We start from the raw sequence: 24,556 nt of genomic DNA on the forward strand, positions 1-24,556 counted from the left end.
CGGGTGTCGATCGCCCGCCTGCCGCAACGATCACCAAAAGCTTACCGCTAGAGAATGTCGTCTTCGGTCGGCACGAGGATCTCGCGCTTGCCGGCATGGTTTGCCGGTCCGATCAGACCTTCCTTCTCCATCCGCTCGATCAGCGAAGCGGCGCGGTTATAACCGATGCCGAGACGCCGCTGGATGTAGGAGGTCGAAGCCTTGCCATCCCGAAGCACGATCGCAACGGCCTGATCGTAAGGGTCATCCGAATCCGACAGATTGGACGTGCCCGCCGGGCCGCTGCCACCACCTTCGTCGTCATCGTCGTCGGCCGTGATCGCTTCGAGATATTGGGGCGAGCCCTGAGTTTTCAAGTAGGCGACGATCTCTTCGACCTCGGTATCGGAGACAAAAGGCCCGTGGACACGCTGGATGCGTCCGCCGCCGGCCATATAGAGCATGTCGCCCTGGCCAAGCAGCTGCTCGGCGCCCTGTTCGCCGAGGATCGTGCGGCTGTCGATCTTCGACGTCACCTGGAAGGAAATACGCGTCGGGAAGTTCGCCTTGATCGTGCCGGTGATGACGTCGACGGACGGGCGCTGTGTTGCCATGATCACATGGATACCGGCCGCACGCGCCATCTGCGCCAGTCGCTGCACCGCACCTTCGATATCCTTGCCGGCCACCATCATCAGGTCGGCCATTTCGTCGATGATCACGACGATATAGGGCATCGGCTCGAGATCGAACTCTTCCGTCTCGTACATGGCTTCGCCGGTCTGGCGGTCGAAACCGGTCTGCACCGTGCGGGTGAGGATCTCGCCCTTGTCTTTCGCCTGTTCGACGCGGGAATTGAAACCGTCGATATTGCGCACGCCGATCTTCGACATCTTCTTGTAGCGCTCTTCCATCTCGCGGACGGTCCATTTGAGCGCAACGACGGCCTTTTTCGGATCGGTGACGACCGGAGACAAAAGATGCGGAATGCCGTCATAGACGGACAGTTCGAGCATTTTCGGATCGATCATGATCAGGCGGCATTTCTCCGGCGTGTAACGATAGAGAAGCGACAGGATCATCGTGTTGATGGCGACGGATTTACCCGAACCGGTGGTACCGGCAACGAGAAGATGCGGCATCTTTGCAAGGTCGGCCACGACCGGCTCGCCGCCAATCGTCTTGCCGAGCGCCATGGCAAGCTTCGCCTTGCTGCCTTCAAAATCCTTCGAACCGATCATCTCGCGCAGATAGACCATTTCGCGGGTGCGGTTGGGCAGTTCGATACCGATCGCGTTGCGGCCGGGAACGACCGCCACACGGGCCGCGATGGAACTCATCGAGCGGGCGATGTCATCGGCCAGACCGATGACGCGGGACGACTTGATGCCCGGTGCAGGCTCCAGTTCGTAAAGTGTCACGACCGGGCCGGGGCGCACATGAATGATCTCGCCCTTGACGCCAAAGTCTTCCAGCACGCCTTCCAGCATGCGGGCATTCTGTTCGAGCGCCTCGGCCGAAAGGGTAACGTCGCGCGCAACGGCTCTCGGCTCGGTCAGCAGATGAACGGAGGGCAGCTGGAAACCGTCCGGCCGGATGAACGAACCCTGTGCATCGCGGGCAACGCGGGCGCTCGGCTTCGGCGCCTGCGCCGCGGGCACGACGCGCTGTGATCGGCCACCGGCTCCTTGCGGCGCACGCGACGAGAGGAATTGTGCATCATCGTCATCGTCGGACAGGATGCCGGCTGGACGGCGCGGCATGTCGTCATCCATGTCGAACGGCGGATCGTCATCGTGATCATGGGCGGACATCGGTGGCGCGGAGACGATGCGACGCGGGGCGGCAACGCGTTCGCCGGCGCCATCGAGAGACGGCTCCATACGACGCATGTCGCCGGGAGCGACTTTCGCCCTCACCGGCTCGTTCAGCGTGCCGAATTCGTCCTCGTTGAAATCATAGGGCTGGTCGAAGGCCCGGCGCTGGCGCGGCTTCATGCCGACCATGCGGCGCAGCCTTGCCTGGGTGATGAACCAGTAATGCGAGGCAAGGCCGAGCGGCAGGAGGCGTTCCAGCAGGCTGCCCTCGTCGCCGTCCTCGTCGTCTTCCTCGTCCCGGCGCGGGCGCGACACGACGGCGGCGACCGGCCGGTCGTCATCCTCTTCAACGGCCTCTTCCAGCGCATCACCGACCAGACCGGAGGCAAACAGCATCAGCCAGATGCACGGAATGGTAAAGACGCCACCAAGCCCCATGGCGACCACGCCGGTCGGATAGGCCCCGACGAACAGCGCCGGAAAGCGCAGGATCATGTCGCCGATCACCCCGCCGATGCCGTTCGGGATCGGCCAGGTCTGCGGCGCGGGAAAACAGCCGAGCGTCGCGGAGGCGAGCAGCGCGCTGCCGCCCCAGGCGGCCAGCCGGGCCGGAATGCGGTCAAAACGCCTGCCCGATATCAGCGCCAGCGCAAAGGACAGGATCGGCAACAGCGCCAGGATGCTCGCAAGCCCCAGAAACTGCATCATGATGTCGGCAAAGGCCGCACCGGCAAATCCCAGCATGTTGGTGGGTGCATTATCGGTGGCGTAGGAGAAACTCGGATCGGCAACGTTCCAGGTGGCAAGTGCGGCAACCGCAAGTGCCAGCACCAGAAAAATCCCGAATCCTGTCAGAGCCAGCGTCTGCCGCAGCACAAAGGAACTGACGACAGAGCGGGTTGACCGGTTTGCAAATGCCGCCGAACTGCTTCTGCTCATCGTCTGCCCGCCGCCTGTGAAACGCAATTATCACGCGCGTTGCGGCCAAAGCCGTCGCACAATTCCACGGGAAGGTAGCCCGGTCTTGGTTAACGCAGCTTTAACCAAGCTGCCGCGCCCGCCCGAAAACCGCAAGCATCTGTCGAAAACGCCGCGAATGAAGGACAAGCGCAGGCTGCAAAAGAAAATGGCCCGGAAGATATCCGGGCCATAAATCGGGCTGAGACAGAGACTGCAGTAGCCGTCACGCGACGGCAACTGCTGTTTTGCGTCTTAGCTGTGGTAGGCGGATTCGCCGTGGCTGGCGAGATCGAGACCTTCGCGCTCGGCTTCCACCGGGACGCGCAGGCCGACGATCAGGTCGACGATCTTGTAGAGGATGATCGAGCCGATACCGGTCCACAGGAGAGTAACGATGACAGCTTCGATCTGGACCATGACCTGGCCACCCATCGTCTGTTCGCCGGCATAACCGATGCCGCCGAGCGAAGCGGAAGCGAAGATACCGGTGGCGATGGCGCCGAAGATGCCGCCGATGCCGTGAACGCCGAAGACGTCTGCAGTGTCGTCATAACCGAACTTGTTCTTCACCGTCGAAACGAAGAAGTAGCAGATCGGCGAAACGAGGAGACCCATGACGATCGAGCCCATCGGGCCGACGATGCCGGCAGCCGGCGTGATGGCGACGAGACCGGCGATCATGCCGGAAGCAGCGCCAAGCATGGAAGCCTTGCCGCGGGTGAAGGTTTCGACGATCGCCCATGCAACGGTTGCAGCAGCGGTTGCCAGGAAGGTGTTGACGAAGGCGATGAACGCGCCGCCGGAAGCTTCGAGGTTGGAACCGGCATTGAAGCCGAACCAGCCGACCCACAGAAGGCTGGCGCCGACGAAGGTGAGCGTCATCGAATGCGGAGCCATCATGTCCTTGCCGAAGCCCGTACGCTTGCCGACCATGATCGCACCGATCAGGCCTGCAACACCGGCATTGATGTGCACGACGGTACCGCCGGCGAAGTCAAGCGCGCCCCAGCCGAACAGCAGGCCGTTTGCGTCCCAGACCATGTGGGCGATCGGGAAGTAGACGAAGGTGACCCACAATGCGCAGAACAGCACGACGGCGGAGAACTTGATGCGTTCCGCGAAGGCGCCGATGATCAGGCAAGGCGTGATGCAGGCAAAGGTCATCTGGAACAGGAAGAACACATATTCCGGAATGACGACGCCCTTGGTGAAGGTTGTCGCGGTGGTGGTCGCGTCCATGCCGGCCATGAACATCTTGGCCGTGCCGCCCCAGAAGGCAGATGTGCCGCCGCCGAAGGCGAAGGAATAACCGTAGATTGCCCAGATGAGCATGACCACGCAGGTGACCATGGTGATCTGCATCAGCACCGACAGCATGTTCTTGGCGCGAACCAGACCGCCGTAGAACAGTGCCAAGCCCGGCAGGATCATCAGGAGAACGAGCAGGGTGGCGATATACATGAAGGCGATATCGCCCTTGTCCATCACCGGCGCGGGTTCCGCAGCCGCGGCAGCAGCCGGTGCGGCATCCTGCGCAAACGCGATGGCGGGCGCGAGAAACGCGCCGGCGGCCGCACTCAGGCGTCCAAGAGTGGAAAATCCTTTGAATTGCATAGTTTGAAAACTCCCCTGTAAGCCGTGCTTAGAGCGCTTCGGTATTGGTTTCGCCGGTACGAATGCGCACGGCCTGCTCGATCGAATAAACGAAGATCTTGCCATCCCCGATCTGGCCGGTCTTCGCGGACGAGGCGATCGCCTCAACTGCCTTTTCGACGAGGTCGGCGGAAACCGCGATCTCGATCTTCAGCTTCGGCAGAAAGCTGACTGCATATTCGGTACCGCGATAGATCTCGGTATGTCCCTTCTGACGTCCGTAACCTTTGACTTCGGTAACGGTCAGGCCTTGGATACCGACAGCCGTGAGTGCTTCGCGCACCTCATCGAGCTTGAACGGCTTGATAATGGCCATCACGATTTTCATCTGGCTTCCCATCCTTTGGTTATTTCGGCCGAAGCCGACTCTCCTCATCGCCGATTTATGACACCGGCAACTGGGCCTCTACATTCAAGGCGCGTGCCAGTTTAGCACTACGATTAAGTTATTGAAAAATAAAGGACTATGTAAGCGTCGCCACAAATGAGGCAGATGGATGCCACAAAGGCGCCGAAATCATGTGCATTTTTTATTTTTTGCACAAAATTTAGTCATTTGCCTTTTTACGAATCAACCCTTCCTGTGCCACCGACGCAATGAGGACGCCGGAACGGGTATAGATGCTGCCGCGCGTCATGCCCCGGGCACCGGAAGCACTTGGGCTTTCCTGGCTGTAGAGCAGCCAGTCGTCGAACTGTATCGGACGGTGGAACCACATCGCGTGATCAAGGCTTGCGGCCTGTATGCGCGGATCGAAGACGGATGTTCCATGCGGATAAAGGGAGCCGTCCAGCAAGGTCATGTCGGAAAGATAGGCGAGGATCGCCGCATGATAGGCCCGATCCTGCGGCACCGGCCCGAGTGTACGCACCCAGACATCCTGGCGCGGCTCCAGCTTTTCCTTGGTCAGGTAATGCGCCAGCGACACGGGCCGCAATTCGATCGGCCGGGGCCGCTCCCAATAACGGCGAATGGCGTCGGGCGCCTTTGGCAGGAAAAGCCGCTTGAACTCCGCCTCGTCCATCAGCTCCTCCGGCTGCGGTACGTCCGGAATGGTGATCTGGTGGTCATAACCATCCTCCTCGATCTGGAAGGAGGCGGACATCAGGAAGATCGCCTTGCCATGCTGGATGGCCTTTACCTGCCGTGTGGCAAAACTTCCACCGTCGCGGATCCTCTCCACCTCGTAGATGATCGGCACGCTCGGATCCCCCGGACGGACGAAATAGGCGTGAAGCGAATGAACCGGGCGATCGGCAACGACGGTCCTCTGCGCCGCCACCAGCGCCTGGGCGATCACCTGCCCGCCGAACACCCTTTGCCAGCCGATATCCGGGCTCGTGCCGCGATAAAGATTGTGCTCCAGCTGCTCCAGATCGAGCGTCGCAATAAGCTGCCGCATCGGGGCATCGTTCTGGGCTCCAGCGGGAATGGCGGTAGAGCGAATGGTCGGATCTGACATTTTTACGAACTCCGGCAATAGGAAGCGGCGGTCAGTTGATCTATATCCACCCCATCGGTAACCACAAGACGGACGGGAGCCAGGCAGATGCTGGACATGATGGTTGTAGGTGGAGGTTATGTCGGGCTGGCGGCGGCTGTCGCGGTCAAGCAGGCGGCTCCGCACCTGAACATCGAAGTCGTCGAGGCGGCCCCCGCCGGAATTTGGGAAAAGGACGAGCGCGCCTCCGCCATCATCGCCGCGGCAGGCAGAATGCTCGATGTCCTCGGCGTCTGGGACGAGATCGTCACCCACGCCCAGCCGATCAACAGGATGATCGTTACCGACAGCCGCACCTCCGACCCGGTACGCCCGGTTTTCCTGACCTTCGACGGCGAAGTCGAGGAAGGCAAGCCGTTTGCCCATATGGTGCCGAATGTCGCCATGGTGCGGGCCCTGCGCGGCGCCGCCGAAAAACTTGGCATCGCCATTCGCCATGGGCTTTCCGCCACAGCCTTTGCGACGGGCAGCAGCTCGACCACGGTCACCCTTTCCGATGGCTCGACCGTGGAGACCCGCCTTCTCGTTGCCTGCGACGGCGTGCGTTCAAAACTGCGCGACATGGCCGGAATAAAGACGGTGAACTGGCAATATGGCCAGTCCGGCATCGTGACGACCGTCGCCCATGAGCGCCCGCATGACGGCGTGGCGGAAGAGCATTTCTTGCCTTCCGGCCCGTTTGCCATTCTGCCTTTGCCGAACAACCGATCATCGCTCGTCTGGACCGAACGGACCGAGGATGCCGACCGGCTGATCTCGGCCGACGATCTCGTCTTCGAGGACGAGTTGCAGCGCCGCTTCGGCCACAAGCTCGGCGAATTGACGGTGGTAGGCGGACGCAAGGCCTTTCCGCTCGGCCTGACATTGTCCCGCGCCTTCGTCGCGCCACGCTTCGCGCTGGCGGGCGATGCCGCCCACGGCATCCACCCGATTTCCGGCCAGGGCCTCAATCTCGGCTTCAAGGATGTCGCGGCACTGGCCGAAACCATCGTCGAGGCAGACCGCCTCGGCCTCGATATCGGCTCGCTCAACGTTCTGGAGCGCTATCAGTCCTGGCGCCGCTTCGACACGTTCCGCATGGGCGTGACCACAGACGTCTTGAACCGGCTGTTCTCCAACGACATAACCCCGATCCGCTTCGCCCGTGATTTCGGCCTCGGCCTCGTCGAGCGCATGCCGAAACTGAAGAACTTCTTCATCGGCGAAGCCGCCGGCGCAACCGGCGAAGGTCACCCGAAACTGCTTGCCGGCGAGACGCTTTAAGAAGGTCGGGAGCTCCCGACCTTAATCCTCGATCTTGCGCGCTTCGGAGATCAGCATGATCGGAATGCCGTCGCGGATCGGATAGGCCAGCCGCGCGCCTTCCGAGACCAGCTCGTTGCGCTCGCGGTCGAGCACCAGTCCGCCCTTCGTCAGCGGGCATACGAGCAGTTCGAGCATCTTCGGATCGACCTTGCTGAGTTTTTCATCCATGAGAAAGCTCACTGCAGGATTGTGTCAGTATCCGCAAGCCCGCTCGCCAGCAGGATCTCGGTGATCGCGATCAGCGTATCGGCACGGCTCTTGAGATCGGGAGCCTCCAGCAGCGCCTGTTTTTCGGCCGGACCGAAGGGCGACATCATCGACAGGGAATTGACCAGCGTCCGGTTTCCGGCGCGCTCGACGCTTTCCCAGTCGACGTCGAGCTTGTTGGCATCGAGATAGGCGCGAAAGACGCGCAGCAATTCCCGCCTGTCGACAGCAGCCTCGCCGTCCTCTTCCGAAAGATCGGCCATGAAGGGCGCAAACCGGATCGTCCGGTAGGGATGGTCGCCACCCACCTCTTCCAGAAGCCGGAAGCGGCAGACACCGCTGATCGAGGCGATATAGCGGCCGTCACCGGTCTCGGCAAAGGATGTGATCCGCCCAAGGCATCCGACGCTCGAAAGCGCGGGCCGCAACGGATCGGCAGCGTCGGTTTCATTGATCAGCGAGGGCTGTACGACGCCGATCAGACGATCGCCGGCGAGAGCCGCATCGAACATCGAAAGATAGCGTGGTTCGAATATGTTGAGCGGCAACTGCCCGCCGGGAAGCAACAATGCGCCGGTCAGCGGAAAAACCGGCAGATCTTCCGGCAGATCCTCACGCTTCACATACCGTGCGTTTCCCACATGCATCGGCTCGACACCTCCCGCAGAACATTTCAACTGCTATCCGAACCGCCGGATCGCCAATGCGTTCATTGCTGCAAGGCGCGTTCCGGCGCTTAAAATTCGCCATCGCGATTATCTGGGGCTCCGGACGCCGAACACAAGACCGGCGACCGAGGATAAGTTGTCGCTCAGGAAAACAGGATCGACGAAAGCCGGCGGCGGGCCGCGATCGTGGCCGGGTCTTTTGGCCCCCAGACCTCGAAGAACTGCAGCAGTTCACGCCGTGCACCATCGTCATCGAAAGTGCGGTCCTTGCGCATGATCGTCAGCAGGTGATCGGCAGCCTTGTCGCGCTCGCCCTGAACATTGAGGATCTTAGCAAGCTTGATGCGCGCCTCATGATCATCGGGGTTGGCGGCAAGCGCGCTCTCCAGCGCCACCGGATCGCCGAGCTTGCGCGCTTCCTCGATCTGCTCGAGCTTTTTGGCGACCGCCTGGATCGCCGGGTCGCTTACCATCTCTTCCGGCAGCGCAGTCAGCATCTGGCCGACACGCTCCGTCTCGCCCATGGCAATCATGCAATGCATCATCCCGGCTGCAGCCCGCGCATTTTCCGGATCGGCCTGCAATACGGCGCTGTAAAGCTGTGCGGCACCTTCGATATCGTCGGCAGCAAGCAGTCCGTCGGCGTCACCAAGCACAGCCTCGATCTCGGCTGCCTGATCGGCACCGGCGGGACCTGCGACCTTGTCGATGAACTCATTGACCTGGCTTTCCGGCACGGCACCCATGAAGCCGTCGACCGGGCGGCCGTCGACAAAGGCGATGACCGCCGGGATCGACTGGATGCCAAGCTGGCCGGCGATCGACGGATGATCGTCGATATTCATCTTGACCAGCTTGACGCGACCCTGCGCGCCGTTGACGGCTTTCTCGAGCACGGGGGTCAACTGTTTGCAGGGGCCGCACCAGGGCGCCCAGAAATCGACCAGAACCGGCTGGTGGCGCGAGGCCTCGAGCACGTCCTGGGCAAAACCCGCCGTCGTCGTGTCACTCACATAACCGCCCGCGGAAGCCGCATCCGGCGAAACACCCGGCTCGGCCGGTGACGTGCCGAAGCTGGCCGATGCGCTCATCTGCCCGCCATAACCGCCGCCATAGGACCCGCCATAAGGATTATCGTTGCCGCTCATGGATGTTCTCCCGGGAAACTAGGGTAAGGACCCTTTTCATTATCTGCCGGAAACATCGTATGTCAGTCCGTTACTTTCAAGACAAGCGGCGTATGTCCGGTCGCTTCCAGAAAACGGATGAGATCGTCTCGTCCGATAGAGGTCGTCGCATCGTTGGAAAGCGGATGACCATTGATGATCTCGTGTTTCATCAGGTCTTCGTCGAGCACGAAAGTGACGTTATGGCCGGTATCGCAAAACGCGCCGAGCACCGTCACCGATCCTGGCACGACGCCGAGATAATCCAGCATCATCTCCGGCCGGCCGAAGGAGACCCGGCTCGAAGCACCGATCACCTTGTGCACGGTCTTCAGATCGACCACCGCATGTTCCTCAACGGTGATGACGAAATACTGATCCTTCTTGTCCTTCACGAACAGGTTCTTGGTGTGTCCGCCCGGGATCTCGTCCCTGAGGCTCTGCGACTCGGCCACAGTGAACACCGGCTCATGCCTTCTGGTCGTGTGCTTGATATCGAGACTGTCGAGAAAGGCGAAAAGATCGGCGGCTGTCCTGGGCATATTTCCGGTCACTTGGGAGGGCAGGATGGGTGGGAAACCAGACTATAGCGCCATTGCTCCACAGGACCAAGCACTCTGACATTTTCCGGTACGCAACGAAAAGCCCAGCGTTTCAAGGGATTTAGCGAAAGACGAAAAAATCTTTGGTTCGTTCGTCATTTCCCTGTTGCATTTGAAAATCGTCTGGGCCATATAGCGCCTCGTCGGCGGCAAACAGCCACGGCCCACGGTTCAGACTACCACCACGAACCGATGGATTGATGAGCGGGTGTAGCTCAGTGGTAGAGCACAACCTTGCCAAGGTTGGGGTCGAGGGTTCGAATCCCTTCGCCCGCTCCAGTCCCTCCCAAAAAATAAAGACGTCAGTTCCAGATAGTCAACGCCTCGGGCGGACACTTTACTCGACAGTTCAGGCTGGCCGAAGCCAGCCCTTTATGCCTCAGCTCTTCGAAAACACGTAATCCGTTTCCTGGCGCAGCACTTCGCCGGGGCTCAGAACTGCGTTGGGGAAATTCCCGTGATTGACCGCATCCGGCCAGACCTGGGTTTCGAGGCAGAGGCCTGCAAACGGGCCGTAAATGCGCCCGTCAAATCCCGCCACCGGCACGTTGACCATCACGCCTGCGTAAAACTGCACGCCCGGCTCTGTCGTCCTCACCTCCAGCGAAACGCCGGAATAGAGGCTGCGAACCAGCGCCACGGAGCGCTTTGCCACCCGCTCGCCCGACAGGCAGTAATTGTGATCGAACGGCACCTGGCGCCCATCATCGAGCGTACGCTGCAACGGCCCCATCCTGCGCAGGTCGAAAGGCGAGCCGGTGAGATCGGTCAATTCGCCGGTCGGCACGAGCTTCTCGTCAACGGCAGTGATCCGGTCGGCGGCGATCATGATCTCGTGGCCGAAAATGTCGTCCCGGCCATCGAGATTGAAATAGGAATGCTGGCAGATATTGGCCGGCGTCTTCTGGTCGCTCGTCGTCTCGTAGACGACGGAAAGCGTGCCGTTCCCGGTAAGACGGTAGGTGGCGGTGACGCTGCAATTGCCCGGATAACCGGCGCGGCCATCGGGATCGGTGATACTGAGCACAACCCTGTCTGAGCCGTGCTCGACGATCGTCCAGTTGCGCCGGCCCATTCCGTCGGAGCCGCCATGCAGATGGGTGACGCCACGCTCGTTGAGTTCGAGCTGATAATGCTGTCCGTCGATCTGGAATTTCCCGGCCCCGATCCGGTTGGCGCATCGCCCGGGCGTCGCGCCGAAATAAGGCGAATAGGCGGGATAGCAATCGAACTCGTCGAAACCGAGCACCAGGGGCGCCTCATGGCCATCGAGCCGCAGATCCTGGATCACGGCGCCCCAGCTGATCACATGGGCGGTAAGCCCGCCGCCTGTGATCCGGACGCGATGGACCGGCTCACCATCACGAGTCGTGCCGAAAACTTCGAACGCCTGCCCTGCCATGAATTTTCTCCGCCAATTACCCGCGGCAAACTGCGCGATTTGGCGGGAGGCCGCAATGGCAAACGGGGTCGCGCGGCGTCTTTTCCGCCACCCTTCCCCGCAGCCTTAAAGTCTATTCCGTGCCGATCTTCTGCGGATCGTAGGGCGTCGTCTGGTAAAGCTCGTTGATCCAGTTGCCGAACAGCAGATGCGCATGGCTGCGCCAGCGGTTCTGCGGCGTCAGCGTATCGTCGTTATGCGGAAAATAGTCGTGCGGCATCTTGATCGGGATACCGGCATTCACGTCGCGAAAATACTCGTCCGCCAGCGAGGTGGAATCATATTCGACGTGATTGAACATGTAGAGCCGGTTGCCGGCCTTCTCATGCACCAGGCACAGGCCCATCTCGTCGGACTCCATCAGAATTTCGAGATCGCCCTTCTTTTCGACATCCTCCCGGCGAACCTCGGTCCAGCGCGATACCGGCACCTGGAAATCGTCGGAAAAACCGTTGAGATAGACCGAAGCCGGCGCCAGATTGCGATGGCGATAGACGCCGAAAGCCTTTTCGTCGAGTGCATGTTTCTGCACGCCATGGAAATGGTAGATCGCGGCCATCGCACCCCAGCAGACATTCATCGTCGAATGGACGTTGGTCGTCGTCCAGTCGAAGATCTGGCGCATCTCGTCCCAATAGCTGACGTCTTCATAGGCCATCTGCTCGACAGGAGCGCCGGTGATGATGAAACCGTCGAACTTGCGATCCTTCACCTCTTCCCAGGTGTGGTAGAAGGACAGGAGATGTTCTTCGGACGTGTTTTTCGCCTTGTGGGTACCGAGCCTGACGAGTGAAAACTCCACCTGCAGCGGCGAGGCGCCGACAAGCCGCGCCATCTGCACTTCGGTCTTGATCTTGTTCGGCATCAGGTTCAAGAGCCCGATCTGCAGCGGACGGATGTCCTGCCTGAGCGCCGCCGTATCCGTCATGACGCGCACGCCTTCGGATACGAGAGTGGCAAACGCGGGAAGCGTATCGGGAATCTTGATCGGCATTGTCGAACCCACAAACAAAAAGCCGGCAACGAAAAATCGCAACCGGCCCGTGGGAAACATGTTCTCGCGGCCCTTTAGCGACTTTTTTAACGTGGCTGCAAGCCGGCCGGCCAAATCACCACGAATTTCGACTTCTCAGATAATCCTTGCCAGGGCCGGCGTCAATGGCAGCAAATTCAACCTGCGGGAGAGGCCTGCTTTGCTACCCGCGCAAGGCCATCGGGATTTGAACGACACTTGAGTTTTATTGACTCGGCGAACAGCGCCCTGCGGGTTAAGGCTGCGCCTGCAAACTCAAGGAGATCTGCATGAAGGGCTACTGGCTTATTCTCGGCACGGACGTCATCGATCAGGAAGCACAGCAGCAATATGGCAAGCTGTGGGCTCCAATCGCAGTAAAATACGGTGCGCGCGTCCTCAAAGGGCCGGAGGCGCCGTCATTCGCGGAAACCCGGCAGGATACCTCCCGCATTCTGATGGTCGAATTCCCGACCTATGCGGATGCGAAGGCGTGCTACGATGATCCTGATTATGCCGAGGCCCGCTCCTTCGCCCTGAAGGCCGCACGGCGGGATCTGGCGATCATCGAAGCCGAATTCGGCGCATAAATCTCGATTCGATGCCAAGGCGCCGGGTCAGCCGGCAGTTCGATGAACAGCCCTTGGCATCGATAGTCACCGCTGCGTCATCGGTTGCTTCCGCGCATCCCGACAGGTGGCGTATAGAGCCTGTCGGGACGACTGTCCGGCAGTGCCTGGCAACCCGCCTGGACGATGAGGGCAAGCAGTAGGATGAGCTTGGTTCGCATGCCGGTCCCCCTTTAAGATCGTGCCGAACTTGTCCTGTCGGAAAATGACATAGGCCGGGCCGCGGAAAATGGGACGATCGCCGCCATCACGTCTTCGTCAGCAAGAATACATGCGGGCGGCGCCGTTTTTCGCAATTGCCGGCTCTCCCCGCAAACAGGCGCTTTCCCTAGGCCCACCCTTTGCGCTATGGGCTGACCCATGAACCCTTCGACTTTCACAATCCTGCTTGGCGGCAACCTCACCGTCACCGATCGCGTCAGGGACGCGATCGCGGCAAGTCGTGTGATCGCAGCAGACAGCGGCATGCGCCATGCAGTCGAGCTCGGGCTGACGCCGGAGCTATGGGTCGGCGATTTCGATTCCTCCGATGAGGCATTGATCGCCCGTTTTCCGCATGTAGAGCGAAGAACCTATCCGCCGGCCAAGAACGAGACCGACGGCGAGATTGCCACGGCCGAAGCGATCGATCGGGGCGCCCGGCGCCTGATCCTGATCGGCGCGCTCGGCGGCGAACGCTCAGACCACGCACTACAGCACCTTCTCCATGCGATGGGCCTGGCCGAGCGCGGTTTTGATGTGCTGCTGATGTCGGGTGACGAAGAAGCAGTACCGTTTCTTCCCGGCAGAAAGACGATCGACCTACCCCGGGGATCGCTCTTTTCCGTCCTCGGTTTTTCGGCCCTTTCGGGCCTCGATATTTTTGGCGCGCGATATCCGCTCAAGGATTTCTCGCTGCCCTTCGGCTCCTCCCGCACGGTATCCAACGTTGCAGAAGGGCCGGTCGAATTCCATCTAACAGACGGCAGGGCAATGATCCTTGCCCGCCCCAACGATTTTTCCGGAGCATAAACGGTCCTCATGGCACCTCCCATTCTCAAGCTTGACGACATTTTCCTGAGCTTCGGCGGCCCGCCGCTTCTGGCCGGCGCAAACCTGCAGGTGGAGCCGGGCGACCGCATCTGCCTCGTCGGCCGCAACGGCTCGGGCAAGTCGACGCTGATGAAGATCGCCGCCGGCATGGTCGAGGCGCAGTCGGGCGAAGTGTTCCGGCACCCCTCGGCGACCATCCGCTATCTCGAACAGGCACCGGATTTCGGCAGTTACACGACGGTGCAGGCCTATGCCGAATCCGGGCTTGGCCCGGGCGACGATCCCTATCGCGTCACCTATCTGCTCCAGCATCTGGGCCTGACCGGCGAGGAAGACCCGGTCCGCCTGTCCGGCGGCGAAGCCCGTCGTGCAGCCCTTGCCCGCGTCATGGCGCCGGAACCCGATATCCTGATGCTCGACGAGCCGACCAACCATCTCGACCTGCCGACCATCGAATGGCTGGAAGACGAGCTGCGCAAGACCCGCAGCGCGCTTGTCGTCATCAGCCATGACCGTCGTTTCCTTGAAAAAGTGTCGAACGCCACCGTCTGGCTCGATCGCGGCACCTCGCGCCGCCTGTCCCGCGGTTTCGGTCATTTCGAAGCCTGGCGTGATCAGGTTCTCGAAGAGGAAGAGATCGAGCAGCACAAGCTCGGCAAGGCGATCGAGCGCGAAGAACACTGGATGCGCTACGGCGTCACCGCGCGGCGCAAGCGCAATATGCGCCGTGTCGGCGAATTGCAGGCCATGCGTGCCGACTATCGCGGTCACAAGGGACCCCAGGGTTCCGTTCAGGCTTCGGTCGCCGAAGGGCGTGAATCCGGCAAGCTGGTGGTCGAAGCCGAAAACATCACCAAGACCTATGACAAGCCGATCGTCGCGCCGTTTTCGATCCGCGTGCATCGTGGCGATCGCATCGGTCTCGTCGGTCCGAACGGCGCCGGCAAGACGACGCTTCTGAAAATGCTGACCGGCCAGCTGATGCCGGATGAAGGCTGGATCAAGCTTGGCACCAATCTGGAAATCGCCACGCTTGACCAGAAGCGCGAGGATCTCGATCCTGAAGATACACTGTCCCATTATCTGACAGACGGCCGTGGCGAGACGCTTCTGGTCAACGGCGAGCAGCGCCATGTCGCCGGCTACATGAAGGAATTCCTGTTTCAACCTGAACAGATCCGCACGCCGATCAAGAACCTTTCGGGCGGCGAGCGTGCCCGGCTGATGCTGGCGAGAATGCTGGCCAGGCCCTCCAACCTGCTGATCCTCGACGAACCGACCAACGACCTCGATATCGAGACGCTCGACCTGCTGCAGGAGATCGTCGCTGGTTATAACGGCACCGTCATCCTCGTCAGCCACGACCGCGATTTCCTCGATCGTACCGTCACCTCGACCATTGCTCCCGCCAATCCGGATGCTCCGGATGGCCGCTGGATCGAATATGCCGGCGGTTATTCGGATATGCTGACCCAGCGCAAGGGCGCTCAGGACGAGCGCCGCCGCGCTGAAAAGGCAGCAGAAAAGCCGAAGGCCGGGGCAGCAGCAGCCGACGCGCCCAAGGCCAAGGGCAAACTTTCATTCAAGCAGAAATTCGCCCTCGAAAACCTGCCGAAGGAAATGGAAAAGGCGCAAACCGAGATCGCGCTGCGCGAAAAGAAGATGGCCGACCCCAACCTCTTCACCAAGGATCCAACGACCTTCAGCAAGCTCGTCTCCGAAATGGAAAAGCTTCGTGAAAAGGTCGCCAAGATGGAAGAGGAATGGCTGGAGCTCGAAATGCTGCGCGAGGAGATCGAGGGCTGAACCTCGATCTCCTCACCATAAAATTAAATATTTGTTAGCCTTAACAGATAGTTACCCAAAGAAAACAGTGTCTCGCTGCGGAACAATCTGCCGCTCCCGACGTTCGGTAGTCAGTTCGGTTGCAAAATTTGGCAACCGCCGGACTTGAGTTGAACCGAGTTGAAGCGTGGAGATGTGCAATGCTGACAAATGTATCACGTCGTCGGCAGGCCAGTGAGGCAATGAACCAGCGCGTTATGATCATCGAGGACGAGTTTCTGATCGCCCTTGATGTCGCCGACACAATCGAGCAGATGGGATTGAAGGTCGTCGGCTTTGCCAGCGCCCGCAAGCACGCGCTGGCACTTGCACCCTATGCCGATATCGCCCTTGTCGACGTCAACCTGACGGACGGCCGCACCGGACCGGAAATCGGCAGGATCCTTGCGGAAGAATATGGTCTGACGGTCGTTTTCATGACTGCCAACCCGGAAGATATTGCCGACGGAGTGCAAGGCGCGCTTGGCGTTTTGACCAAGCCGGTCATGCCTGACGTGGTCGAAAAGACCGTCGACTACGCGATCGCCAACCGGCTGGGCGGGATGGCGGTGGTACCGCGCGAACTGAAGGTTTTTAAGAGCAACGATCACTGAAATTAAAAATTCGGCATGGACGTGTCGGATTACTGCAGCATCTTCCGTCTTTGAGGAGACGGCGCCGCTGAAGGCGCCGGATCGGGATGGAGGAAAACTGAATGCGGATGATTTTCGTCAACCTGCCGGTGGCAGATCTTCAAGCCTCGACGACCTTTTATACGGCGCTTGGCTTCACCAAGAACCCCGATTTTTCCGACCATACGGCAAGCTGCATGGTCGTCAGCGAGCAGATCTATGTGATGCTGCTGACCCATGAGAAGTTCAAGGGCTTTATCAATGGCGAGATTTCCGATGCAAAAAAGGCGACGGAAGTGCTCACCTGCCTCACCGCATCGGACCGCGACGAAGTAGACAGCTTCAAGCGGAAGGCGCTTGCCGCCGGCGGTTTCGAATGGAAGCCAAATCTGGAAATGGGCCCAATGTACGGCTGTAGTTTCCAGGACCCCGACGGGCATGTCTGGGAGATCATGTACATGGACATGTCGGCCACCTGACATTCCCGCATAGCTTCATCGAAGCCTATGCCGGCCCCTCTTCCCGGCCCCTCTTACCGACCCCCCTTGCCAGTTTGAAGAGAGGCCGTTACATCTTTGCACGCTCTAACGGGGTGCCCTGCGTCAGCAGGGCTGAGAGACCTTACGGTCAACCCGCGGAACCTGATCCGGTTAACACCGGCGGAGGGATTAGACGGCTCATCACCAGCGCCTATTCCCCATTTCGTTTTTTGAGAGGAGGCGCTGATGCGCAGGATTTCGACTTTTCTTCTGGCGGCCGCAGCCGCGGCTTTTGCTCCCTTTGCCGCTGAGGCTCAGCAAAAGACGCTGACCGTCTACACCTATGAAAGCTTCATCTCCGACTGGGGTCCCGGCCCGAAGATCAAGGCCGAGTTCGAAAAGACCTGCGCCTGCACCGTCAATTTCGTCGGCGTCACCGATGGCGTGGCGCTGCTCACCCGCCTGAAGCTCGAAGGCGCCGGTTCCGATGCTGATATCGCACTCGGCCTCGACACCAGCCTGATCACGGAAGCCAAGGCGACCGGCCTTTTCCAGCCCGCAGGCGTCGATGTCAGCGCCGTCAAGGTGCCGGGCAATTACGCAGACGACACTTTCATCCCTTACGACTACGGCCACTTCGCCGTCGTCTACGATACTCAGGCAGTCAAGACGCCGCCGAAGAGCCTGAAGGACCTCGTCGACGGCGACGCTTCCCAGAAGATCGTCATCGAAGACCCGCGCACGTCGACACCGGGCCTGGGCCTGCTGCTCTGGGTCAAGGCCGTGTATGGCGACAAGGCCCCGGAAGCCTGGGCGAAGCTCAAGAACCGGGTCCTGACCGTTACTCCCGGCTGGTCGGAGGCCTATGGCCTGTTCACCAAGGGCGAAGTGCCGATGGTTCTGTCCTACAACACGTCGCCCGCCTATCACATGGTCGAGGAAAACAGCGATCGTTATCAGGCCGCAGCCTTTTCCGATGGTCATTACATCCAGATCGAAGTCGCCGGCATCCTGAAGAATGCCAGGGACAAGGATCTGGCGAGAAGTTTCCTCGCCTTCCTCATGTCGCCGGCAGCACAGGACATTATTCCCACCACCAACTGGATGATGCCTGTCGCCACACCGTCGAAGCCGCTTCCCGATGCGTTCGGCAAGCTGGTCCAGCCGGAGAGAACGCTGCTGATCGGCTCCGACGAGGTGGCAAAAAACCGCAAGGCCTGGATCGACGAATGGCTGACTGCCATGAGCAAGAACTGATCCGGACGGCAGGGCTTGCATTTGCTGACGAGGAAAGAGCGACGACGAAGCATTGGCGCGGGTCTGACCGCGCTTTTCGCCGTTGCCCTGTTCGTCGGCACCGCGATCGTCGCGTTGCTGGCCTGGGATGGCGACCAGTCGGTGGACCGGCTTTTCACCGCCTATACCTGGCGCATCCTGCGGTTCACCCTCTGGCAGGCGGGGCTTTCGACGCTGCTTTCAGTTTTGCTGGCCATTCCGGTGGCACTGGCGCTGGCGCGGCGCCCGCGCTTTGCCGGTCGCATCTGGATCCTGCGCCTGATGGCACTGCCGATGGGGCTGCCGGCACTGGTCGGCGCGCTTGGCCTTCTCGGCGTCTGGGGCAGGCAGGGCACGCTCAATAGCTGGCTCACTACCGCCGGCCTCGACCAACCGATCAGCGTTTACGGCCTTTCCGGCATTCTTCTGGCTCACACTTTCTTCAACATCCCGCTCGCAACCCGGCTGCTGCTGGCCGTGCTCGAACGATTGCCGGCTGAATACTGGCTGCTGTCGGCAAGCCTTGGGATGAAGCCGCTATCGATCTTCCGCCTCATCGAATGGCCGACCTTGCAGCGCGTAGTGCCGGGCGCTGCCGGCCTGGTTTTCATGCTCTGCGCCACCAGCTTCACCCTCGTCCTCGTGCTTGGCGGCGGCCCTGCGGCAACGACGCTCGAAGTGGCGATCTATCAGGCGCTGCGCTTCGATTTTGATCCGCCCCGCGCCATCGCGCTGGCTTTCCTGCAGATCGCCGTCACCACGGCCGTCATCGGACTGATCGCGCTCCTGCCAGCGCCGACCGAAACGCTGCGAACAGCCGGCCGCAGGGCACAGCGGCTCGACGGGCGATCCGCCAGCGCCCGACTATGGGATAGCGTGGTGATTGCCGCAGCCTCCCTTTTTGTCGCCGCACCGTTGATGTCGGTGCTCGCCGCCGGCATTCATGCCGATCTGATAAAACTCCTTTCCGGCCCGCTCTTCCTGCGCGCTGCCGCGACCAGCATCGTCATCGCGCTTGTCGCGGCTTTCCTCGCCGTTGCCGCATCGTTTGCCATCGTCACCGCACGGCAGGCCATCGGGGACCGGCAAGACCCCTCATTGGCCGCAAGAGCCCTGTCGTTATCGCTCGCCGGTATGGCGTCGCTCGTCCTCGTCATCCCGCCAATCATTCTGGGCACAGGCTGGTTTCTTACTCTTCGGCATTGGGGACTGACGGGCAGCACCCTCGCCGGCCTGGCGCCGTATCTGGTCGCGGCCGTCAATGCGATGATGGCACTGCCCTTCACTATCCGCGTCCTGCAGCCAGCACTTGATGATCACGGTCGGCAGACGGCCCGCCTGTCGGCAGCACTCGGGATCACCGGCCCGGCCAAATGGCGACTGATCGACCTGCCTGTTCTGCTGAAGCCGACATTGACCGCCCTCTCCTTCGCCATGGCCCTGTCGCTCGGCGACCTCGGCGCCGTGGCACTGTTCGGCTCCAGCGAGCTCGTCACCTTGCCCTGGCTGGTCTACAGCACGTTATCGAGCTACAGGACCAACGACGCGGACGGGCTGGCGCTGATCCTCGGTATCGTCTGCCTTGCATTGACGATCCTTGGCACCGCCGGCTCACGCGAGGGGCGGAGGGAGCCACATCATGGATGACGGTATCGTGCTTGATCGCGTGAGCCTGAAGCTCGGAACAACCGGTTTCAGCTTTGATTGCTCGATCGGCAAAGGATTGATCACCGCCATTGCCGGCCCTTCGGGTGCGGGCAAATCGACTTTGCTCAATCTGCTCAGCGGCTTCGACACCCCGCAATCAGGGAGCATCGTCATCGAAGGCCGCGACTATACCGTAAGCCATCCGTCGGAACGGCCGGTCTCGGTCGTCTTCCAGGATCACAACCTGTTTGCCCATCTCGATATCTTCACCAATGTCGCGCTCGGCATCAATCCTTCGATGAAGCTGTCTGTTGAAGACAGGGACCGTGTCGAGCAGGCCCTGACCCGCGTCGGCCTTGGCGGCTTCGGCAAACGTTTGCCGGGCTCCCTGTCGGGCGGCGAAAAGCAGAGAGCAGCCTTTGCCCGGGCGCTGGTGAGAAAAAAGCCTGTGCTTATTCTCGACGAACCCTTTGCCTCGCTTGATGCCGCTCTTCGCCTTCAGATGACCGAACTCCTGCTGGATCTGCATCGCGAGACGAAAAACACGGTGGTGATCGTCACCCATGATCGGGGCGAAGTCGAAAGGCTTGCGGATGCCGTGTTGCTGGTCGAGCACGGTCGGGCCGTCTCGCAACTACGCGTCGTCGACTATCTCTCCCGTTTCGGTCCGGCAGCCGCACCGCAGTCTGGCGCTTCATGAACGCCTGTCATCAACCGTGCTGACCGAATGCCACAATTTGGACGTGGGCGGATGCCATCGGCGTTTGACGTATTTTTCTTTTCAGACACAGTAGGCGATACATATTCATTTAGGAATATCTGTGCAGCTGGCGCAAAAGACGGTAAGCGACGGCAGGCGGAAAACGAGACTTAGGCAAGTCGGATAGAACTGTTTAACGGTTTTTCACGATATGCTGTGAAACAAAGACTTAAGGCGTAACGAGCGAGCTCCCAGGGTCGCGACACGCTTTGAGCGCGACGGCAGGACGCCGAAGCGTAATTCCGGAGATGATGGTGCAGGCGAAGACGGTAAAGACGGACCATGCAAGGCGGCAAGGCCCTTGGCAACGTGCCCGCGTAATCCGCTCCGCAGCGGCGTTGTGCTTTGTTACGTCGATGCTCTACGGCTGCCAGTCGATTTTCGATCAGGCCTATACGCCGAACGTCTCGCCCTCGGACAATCCGCAGACCGTCGACGAGGTCCAGAAAAATGATCCGCGTGCCCAGATGGGCGCTCGAGAACATCCGCGGATCGTCGCGAGCTACGGCGGCGAATACCACGATGCCAAGACCGAGCGTCTTGTCGCGCGCATCGCCGGCGCGCTGACTGCCGTCTCGGAAAATCCGAGCCAGTCCTTCCGTATCACCATCCTGAATTCCCCGGCGATCAACGCCTTCGCCCTGCCGGGTGGTTATCTCTACGTCACCCGCGGCCTTTTGGCGCTCGCCAACGATGCATCCGAGGTTGCCGCCGTCCTGTCGCACGAAATGGGCCACGTCACCGCCAATCACGGTATCGAGCGCCAGAAGCGCGAAGAGGCCGAAGTGATTGCCAGCCGCGTCGTCGCCGAAGTCCTGTCCAGCGATCTCGCCGGTAAACAGGCCCTTGCCCGCGGCAAGCTGCGGCTCGCCGCCTTTTCGCGCCAGCAGGAATTGCAGGCGGATGTCATCGGCGTGCGCATGCTCGGTGAAGCCGGCTACGATCCCTATGCAGCGGCACGCTTCCTCGATTCCATGGCGGCCTATGCGCGTTATTCCGCCGTTGATCCGGACAACGACCAGAGCCTCGACTTTCTTTCCAGTCACCCGAATTCCGCCCAGCGCGTCGATCTCGCACGCCGCCATGCCCGCGCCTTCGGCATCGAGGGCCAGGTAGGCGATCGCGGCCGCGATTATTATCTCGCCGGGATTGACGGGCTTCTTTACGGCGACAGCCCGCAGGAAGGGTATGTCCGCGGCCAGACCTTCATGCATGGCGGTCTCGGCATCCGCTTCGATGTACCTCCGGACTTCCGGATCGACAACAAGGTCGAGGCGGTTCTGGCAACCGGCCCTGGCGAGGCGGCGATCCGCTTCGACGGCGTCGCAGCCGGCGACAACAACAGCCTGACGAACTACCTGACAAGCGGCTGGGTGGCCGGCCTGCAGCCGGAAACGGTCAAGGAGGCGACCGTCAACGGTCTTCCTGCCGCCACCGCTCGCGCCTCGGCCGAGCGCTGGGATTTCGATGTGACCGTCGTGCGCGTCGGAGACCAGATCTTCCGTTTCCTGACGGCGGTGCCGAAGGACAGCGGCACGCTTGAAACAACAGCCGACACGCTGCGCAACAGCTTCCGCCGGATGACGCCGCAGGAAATCGCCTCGCTGAAGCCGCTTCGTATCCGCGTCCTGACCGTCGGCCCGAGCGACACGCTCGCCTCGCTCGCAGGTCGGATGATGGGAACCGACCGCAAGCTCGACCTTTTCAAGCTTCTCAATGCAATGCCGGCCGGCGCGACGGTATCGCCCGGCCAGAAGGTCAAGATCATCGCCGAATGACGGGATCAATGTGCCTTGAACGGGACTGCATGAAACATGCGCAACCGTTCTACGCCATAGACTGAAACATGGAAAAGACGCGCGGTAGTCGGGCCTGGAAGGCTCCCCCCCGCGCGCCGTCATATCATCAGCAAGCGGCGGCCATCTGCGGATTGGCCAGAACCAGCGCCGACTTCAGCTTTTCGATGGCCCGGCTTTCGATCTGACGCACCCGTTCCTTGGAAATGCCAAGCTCGGTACCGAGCGCTTCGAGAGTAGCGCCATCGTCGGTGAGACGACGTGCGCGGATGATCTTCTTCTCGCGATCATTGAGCTTGGTCAGGGCGCCTTGCAGCCATTTCAGCCGGCGTTCGCCGTCGATCATGCCGGACACCTGCTCGTCGGGCAGCGGCTCGCCGCTTTCCAGCATGTCCAGACGCTCGCCGCTATCTGCGTCGCCGGCAATCGTCGGCGCCTGCAGCGAAGCGTCATTGGCCGAAAGACGGGCATCCATTGTCTGCACATCGGATACGCTGACGCCGATGGCGGCTGCGATTTCTTCATGGATGGCACGCGCGGTCAGATTGGAATCGCCGCGGGCAAGCTTTGCGCGAAGACGGCGCAGGTTGAAGAACAGTGCCTTCTGTGCGGAACTCGTACCACCGCGGACGATCGACCAGTTGCGCAGAATGTAATCCTGCATGGAGGCGCGGATCCACCAGCTAGCATAGGTTGAAAAACGTACGTCGCGGGCAGGCTCGAACCTTGCCGCCGCTTCGAGCAGCCCTACATAACCTTCTTGTACGAGGTCGCTCATCGGCAGTCCGAAACCGCGGAACTTGGATGCCATGGCGATAACAAGCCGCATATGGGCAAGTGCGATCTGGTTGCGGGCGTTTTGATCCTGGCCGTCCTTCCAGCGGATGGCGAGATCCCGCTCCTCTTCTCTGGCGAGATAGGGAGCCGACATCGCGATCTTGATCATGGTGCGGTCTGCGGACATGGCTGTCATCGTCTTCTCCGTCAACGGTTCTGATCCGACGAAAAAACAGCGAGAGGACCGGAAAACGAGCAGCCATCGATGATGCCAACTTGGTTTCGGATTGCTGCCTTCGCCCCCTGTTCTATGGCCCCCGGATTCGGGTTGCCAGCGGTTCAGACGGGAACCGAGATCAGCTTTACGCAGCACTCAATTCGCCGTTCCGGCGGGTTAACGCGACAGCTTGGAAAAAGTTCCAATAAAAAAACCCGGCGCAAGGCCGGGTTTTTTGTAATCATGCTGAATGGCTTACGCCGCTTCATCTTCCTGAGCTTCGTCTTCTTCGACAGCCTTGCCGCGCTTCGGACCCTTGGCGAGGTTGACTTCGACAAGACGCACGGCTTCGGTTTCGGACATCTTGTTGACGGCAGCGATTTCGCGGGCCATGCGGTCGAGAGCAGCTTCATAAAGCTGGCGCTCGGAATAGGACTGTTCTGGCTGGTTCTCGGCGCGATACAGGTCGCGAACCACTTCCGCGATGGAGATCAGATCACCTGAATTGATCTTCGCATCATATTCCTGTGCGCGGCGTGACCACATCGTACGCTTGACGCGAGCCTTGCCCTGGACGACCTTGAGAGCACGCTCGACGAAATCGGTTTCCGACAGCTTGCGCATGCCGATCGTAACGGCCTTGGTAACCGGCACTTTCAGGCGCATCTTGTCTTTTTCGAAGTCGATTACAAAAAGCTCAAGCTTCATGCCAGCAACTTCTTGCTCTTCAATGGCAGTGATCGTACCAACGCCATGGGCGGGATAGACGATCGATTCGCCGGTCTTGAAGCCCTGGCGTGCCGGGGAATTCTTTTTCTGCTGAGTCGTCATTCGTTTAAAAAACTCCCTTCTACTCACCCATCATCTGGGTCGGGGGGAAACCGGGTCTGTCAGGCCCGGATGAGACGGGGGAAACCGTCGGGTCACTCCATACTGGTCCGACTAAACGCGCGCGAAAAAACAAACCCCATCGCTGAGCTGAGACCGACAACATGAAACGCTGTTATGTCACGGAGAGCGCGTGTGATTGATCTGTTGCTTTCGTGATGTTTTTTGGGCACGCGAGTGCCGCCTTGTGGAACAGTGTCTCTTCTCTACCACAAAAAAGTGCGGAAATCAATAATTTGGTTTGCCGAGTCCGCAGAGCAACAGAATAGCCGAATGCCTAGCAAAGCG

General features: G+C 60.5%; 23 protein-coding genes, 1 tRNA gene and 2 riboswitches. Of the genes, 11 read left to right on the forward strand and 13 right to left on the reverse strand.

Going from position 1 to position 24,556, the window contains the following annotated elements; all coding sequences use genetic code 11:
• Positions 1–47: 47 nt before the first annotated feature.
• From AC2GXZ_RS24455 to tesB, 4 genes are all read right to left on the reverse strand, one after another.
• Positions 48–2,735 (reverse strand): FtsK/SpoIIIE family DNA translocase, encoded by a 2,688-nt coding sequence (locus AC2GXZ_RS24455; RefSeq protein WP_483761825.1) that lies wholly within the window; start codon positions 2,733–2,735, stop codon positions 48–50.
• A 273-nt stretch (positions 2,736–3,008) separates the two neighbouring features.
• The gene (locus AC2GXZ_RS24460) at positions 3,009–4,370 is read right to left on the reverse strand and encodes an ammonium transporter (protein WP_483761826.1); all 1,362 of its coding nucleotides are present in this window, start codon (positions 4,368–4,370) and stop codon (positions 3,009–3,011) included.
• A 28-nt stretch (positions 4,371–4,398) separates the two neighbouring features.
• Positions 4,399–4,749: a P-II family nitrogen regulator gene (locus AC2GXZ_RS24465; protein ID WP_183686359.1), complete on the reverse strand. Its 351-nt coding sequence runs from the start codon at positions 4,747–4,749 to the stop codon at positions 4,399–4,401.
• 208 nt (positions 4,750–4,957) lie between these two features.
• A complete protein-coding gene (gene tesB / locus AC2GXZ_RS24470) occupies positions 4,958–5,872 on the reverse strand; it encodes an acyl-CoA thioesterase II (protein ID WP_483761827.1) in 915 nt (304 codons plus the stop codon).
• A 42-nt stretch (positions 5,873–5,914) separates the two neighbouring features.
• Between tesB and AC2GXZ_RS24475 the strand changes: the two genes are divergently transcribed.
• On the forward strand, positions 5,915–7,174 hold the full coding sequence (locus tag AC2GXZ_RS24475) for a ubiquinone biosynthesis hydroxylase (RefSeq protein WP_483761973.1): 1,260 nt from the start codon (positions 5,915–5,917) through the stop codon (positions 7,172–7,174).
• A 21-nt stretch (positions 7,175–7,195) separates the two neighbouring features.
• Here the strand turns inward: AC2GXZ_RS24475 and AC2GXZ_RS24480 are convergent, their stop codons facing one another.
• The 4 genes from AC2GXZ_RS24480 to AC2GXZ_RS24495 all read right to left on the reverse strand — a co-directional run bounded on the left by AC2GXZ_RS24480 (position 7,196) and on the right by AC2GXZ_RS24495 (position 9,799).
• Complete coding sequence (locus AC2GXZ_RS24480; RefSeq protein ID WP_483761828.1) at positions 7,196–7,384, reverse strand: Trm112 family protein; 189 nt, start codon at positions 7,382–7,384, stop codon at positions 7,196–7,198.
• 8 nt (positions 7,385–7,392) lie between these two features.
• Positions 7,393–8,070, reverse strand: coding sequence for an LON peptidase substrate-binding domain-containing protein (locus AC2GXZ_RS24485; RefSeq protein ID WP_483761829.1), 678 nt, complete (start codon positions 8,068–8,070; stop codon positions 7,393–7,395).
• A 164-nt stretch (positions 8,071–8,234) separates the two neighbouring features.
• Entirely contained in the window at positions 8,235–9,239 is a 1,005-nt protein-coding gene (gene trxA / locus AC2GXZ_RS24490) for a thioredoxin (protein WP_483761830.1), read from the reverse strand.
• A gap of 62 nt (positions 9,240–9,301) precedes the next feature.
• Positions 9,302–9,799: a prolyl-tRNA synthetase associated domain-containing protein gene (locus AC2GXZ_RS24495; protein WP_483761831.1), complete on the reverse strand. Its 498-nt coding sequence runs from the start codon at positions 9,797–9,799 to the stop codon at positions 9,302–9,304.
• A 264-nt stretch (positions 9,800–10,063) separates the two neighbouring features.
• Here AC2GXZ_RS24495 and AC2GXZ_RS24500 point away from each other — a divergent pair.
• A tRNA-Gly gene (locus AC2GXZ_RS24500) sits at positions 10,064–10,138 on the forward strand.
• A 100-nt stretch (positions 10,139–10,238) separates the two neighbouring features.
• On the opposite strand, the gene AC2GXZ_RS24505 is transcribed toward AC2GXZ_RS24500, so the two are convergent.
• Both AC2GXZ_RS24505 and metA read right to left on the reverse strand, forming a co-directional pair.
• The gene (locus AC2GXZ_RS24505; protein ID WP_483761832.1) at positions 10,239–11,261 is read right to left on the reverse strand and encodes an aldose epimerase family protein; all 1,023 of its coding nucleotides are present in this window, start codon (positions 11,259–11,261) and stop codon (positions 10,239–10,241) included.
• Between the two features lie 112 nt (positions 11,262–11,373).
• Complete coding sequence (gene metA / locus AC2GXZ_RS24510; RefSeq protein WP_483761833.1) at positions 11,374–12,294, reverse strand: homoserine O-acetyltransferase MetA; 921 nt, start codon at positions 12,292–12,294, stop codon at positions 11,374–11,376.
• A 54-nt stretch (positions 12,295–12,348) separates the two neighbouring features.
• A riboswitch (SAM riboswitch) is annotated at positions 12,349–12,426 on the reverse strand.
• 176 nt (positions 12,427–12,602) lie between these two features.
• On the opposite strand from metA, the gene AC2GXZ_RS24515 reads away from it, so the two are divergent.
• Entirely contained in the window at positions 12,603–12,902 is a 300-nt protein-coding gene (locus AC2GXZ_RS24515; RefSeq protein ID WP_483761834.1) for a DUF1330 domain-containing protein, read from the forward strand.
• Positions 12,903–12,979: 77 nt separating this feature from the next.
• Here AC2GXZ_RS24515 and AC2GXZ_RS24520 read toward each other — a convergent pair whose 3' ends face one another.
• Positions 12,980–13,102 carry a hypothetical protein gene (locus tag AC2GXZ_RS24520; RefSeq protein ID WP_483761835.1) on the reverse strand — a complete coding sequence of 41 codons (123 nt, stop codon included), beginning with the start codon at positions 13,100–13,102 and terminating at the stop codon, positions 12,980–12,982.
• Between the two features lie 199 nt (positions 13,103–13,301).
• On the opposite strand from AC2GXZ_RS24520, the gene AC2GXZ_RS24525 reads away from it, so the two are divergent.
• The 8 genes from AC2GXZ_RS24525 (at position 13,302) to AC2GXZ_RS24560 (ending at position 22,368) form a co-directional block, all read left to right on the forward strand.
• The gene (locus AC2GXZ_RS24525) at positions 13,302–13,952 is read left to right on the forward strand and encodes a thiamine diphosphokinase (protein WP_483761836.1); all 651 of its coding nucleotides are present in this window, start codon (positions 13,302–13,304) and stop codon (positions 13,950–13,952) included.
• Between the two features lie 9 nt (positions 13,953–13,961).
• Complete coding sequence (locus tag AC2GXZ_RS24530; RefSeq protein ID WP_483761837.1) at positions 13,962–15,779, forward strand: ABC-F family ATP-binding cassette domain-containing protein; 1,818 nt, start codon at positions 13,962–13,964, stop codon at positions 15,777–15,779.
• Between the two features lie 179 nt (positions 15,780–15,958).
• Positions 15,959–16,411: a response regulator gene (locus tag AC2GXZ_RS24535; protein WP_483761838.1), complete on the forward strand. Its 453-nt coding sequence runs from the start codon at positions 15,959–15,961 to the stop codon at positions 16,409–16,411.
• 101 nt (positions 16,412–16,512) lie between these two features.
• Positions 16,513–16,908, forward strand: coding sequence for a VOC family protein (locus tag AC2GXZ_RS24540; protein ID WP_483761839.1), 396 nt, complete (start codon positions 16,513–16,515; stop codon positions 16,906–16,908).
• A 99-nt stretch (positions 16,909–17,007) separates the two neighbouring features.
• Positions 17,008–17,114, forward strand: a riboswitch (TPP riboswitch).
• Between the two features lie 40 nt (positions 17,115–17,154).
• Entirely contained in the window at positions 17,155–18,165 is a 1,011-nt protein-coding gene (gene thiB, locus AC2GXZ_RS24545; protein ID WP_483761840.1) for a thiamine ABC transporter substrate binding subunit, read from the forward strand.
• A 21-nt stretch (positions 18,166–18,186) separates the two neighbouring features.
• On the forward strand, positions 18,187–19,830 hold the full coding sequence (locus tag AC2GXZ_RS24550; RefSeq protein ID WP_483761841.1) for a thiamine/thiamine pyrophosphate ABC transporter permease ThiP: 1,644 nt from the start codon (positions 18,187–18,189) through the stop codon (positions 19,828–19,830).
• Positions 19,823–20,530, forward strand: coding sequence for a thiamine ABC transporter ATP-binding protein (locus AC2GXZ_RS24555; protein WP_483761842.1), 708 nt, complete (start codon positions 19,823–19,825; stop codon positions 20,528–20,530). The genes AC2GXZ_RS24550 and AC2GXZ_RS24555 overlap by 8 nt, the downstream gene beginning before the upstream one ends.
• 416 nt (positions 20,531–20,946) lie before the next feature.
• Positions 20,947–22,368, forward strand: a complete 1,422-nt coding sequence (locus AC2GXZ_RS24560; RefSeq protein WP_483761974.1) for a M48 family metalloprotease — start codon at positions 20,947–20,949, stop codon at positions 22,366–22,368.
• Positions 22,369–22,495: 127 nt separating this feature from the next.
• Here AC2GXZ_RS24560 and AC2GXZ_RS24565 read toward each other — a convergent pair whose 3' ends face one another.
• Positions 22,496–23,359: an RNA polymerase factor sigma-32 gene (locus AC2GXZ_RS24565; RefSeq protein ID WP_483761843.1), complete on the reverse strand. Its 864-nt coding sequence runs from the start codon at positions 23,357–23,359 to the stop codon at positions 22,496–22,498.
• 276 nt (positions 23,360–23,635) lie between these two features.
• Positions 23,636–24,211 (reverse strand): CarD family transcriptional regulator, encoded by a 576-nt coding sequence (locus AC2GXZ_RS24570; protein ID WP_483761844.1) that lies wholly within the window; start codon positions 24,209–24,211, stop codon positions 23,636–23,638.
• Positions 24,212–24,556: the final 345 nt, after the last annotated feature.

It is taken from the genome of Aliirhizobium sp. YIM B11859 (assembly GCF_057163345.1).

Excerpts from the sequence above, each read along its gene's own strand:
- AC2GXZ_RS24495 (WP_483761831.1), bottom strand. The coding sequence starts at position 9,799 with ATGCCCAGGACAGCCGCCGATCTTTTCGCCTTTCTCGACAGTCTCGAT.
- AC2GXZ_RS24485 (WP_483761829.1), bottom strand. The coding sequence starts at position 8,070 with ATGCATGTGGGAAACGCACGGTATGTGAAGCGTGAGGATCTGCCGGAA.
- AC2GXZ_RS24505 (WP_483761832.1), bottom strand. The coding sequence starts at position 11,261 with ATGGCAGGGCAGGCGTTCGAAGTTTTCGGCACGACTCGTGATGGTGAG.
- AC2GXZ_RS24520 (WP_483761835.1), bottom strand. The coding sequence starts at position 13,102 with ATGCGAACCAAGCTCATCCTACTGCTTGCCCTCATCGTCCAGGCGGGT.
- AC2GXZ_RS24530 (WP_483761837.1), top strand. The coding sequence starts at position 13,962 with ATGGCACCTCCCATTCTCAAGCTTGACGACATTTTCCTGAGCTTCGGC.
- AC2GXZ_RS24565 (WP_483761843.1), bottom strand. The coding sequence starts at position 23,359 with ATGACAGCCATGTCCGCAGACCGCACCATGATCAAGATCGCGATGTCG.
- AC2GXZ_RS24455 (WP_483761825.1), bottom strand. The coding sequence starts at position 2,735 with ATGAGCAGAAGCAGTTCGGCGGCATTTGCAAACCGGTCAACCCGCTCT.
- AC2GXZ_RS24460 (WP_483761826.1), bottom strand. The coding sequence starts at position 4,370 with ATGCAATTCAAAGGATTTTCCACTCTTGGACGCCTGAGTGCGGCCGCC.
- AC2GXZ_RS24480 (WP_483761828.1), bottom strand. The coding sequence starts at position 7,384 with ATGGATGAAAAACTCAGCAAGGTCGATCCGAAGATGCTCGAACTGCTC.
- thiB (WP_483761840.1), top strand. The coding sequence starts at position 17,155 with ATGCGCAGGATTTCGACTTTTCTTCTGGCGGCCGCAGCCGCGGCTTTT.
- AC2GXZ_RS24555 (WP_483761842.1), top strand. The coding sequence starts at position 19,823 with ATGGATGACGGTATCGTGCTTGATCGCGTGAGCCTGAAGCTCGGAACA.
- AC2GXZ_RS24535 (WP_483761838.1), top strand. The coding sequence starts at position 15,959 with ATGCTGACAAATGTATCACGTCGTCGGCAGGCCAGTGAGGCAATGAAC.
- AC2GXZ_RS24525 (WP_483761836.1), top strand. The coding sequence starts at position 13,302 with ATGAACCCTTCGACTTTCACAATCCTGCTTGGCGGCAACCTCACCGTC.
- metA (WP_483761833.1), bottom strand. The coding sequence starts at position 12,294 with ATGCCGATCAAGATTCCCGATACGCTTCCCGCGTTTGCCACTCTCGTA.
- AC2GXZ_RS24560 (WP_483761974.1), top strand. The coding sequence starts at position 20,947 with ATGCTCTACGGCTGCCAGTCGATTTTCGATCAGGCCTATACGCCGAAC.
- AC2GXZ_RS24465 (WP_183686359.1), bottom strand. The coding sequence starts at position 4,749 with ATGGGAAGCCAGATGAAAATCGTGATGGCCATTATCAAGCCGTTCAAG.
- AC2GXZ_RS24540 (WP_483761839.1), top strand. The coding sequence starts at position 16,513 with ATGCGGATGATTTTCGTCAACCTGCCGGTGGCAGATCTTCAAGCCTCG.
- tesB (WP_483761827.1), bottom strand. The coding sequence starts at position 5,872 with ATGTCAGATCCGACCATTCGCTCTACCGCCATTCCCGCTGGAGCCCAG.
- AC2GXZ_RS24570 (WP_483761844.1), bottom strand. The coding sequence starts at position 24,211 with ATGACGACTCAGCAGAAAAAGAATTCCCCGGCACGCCAGGGCTTCAAG.
- trxA (WP_483761830.1), bottom strand. The coding sequence starts at position 9,239 with ATGAGCGGCAACGATAATCCTTATGGCGGGTCCTATGGCGGCGGTTAT.
- AC2GXZ_RS24515 (WP_483761834.1), top strand. The coding sequence starts at position 12,603 with ATGAAGGGCTACTGGCTTATTCTCGGCACGGACGTCATCGATCAGGAA.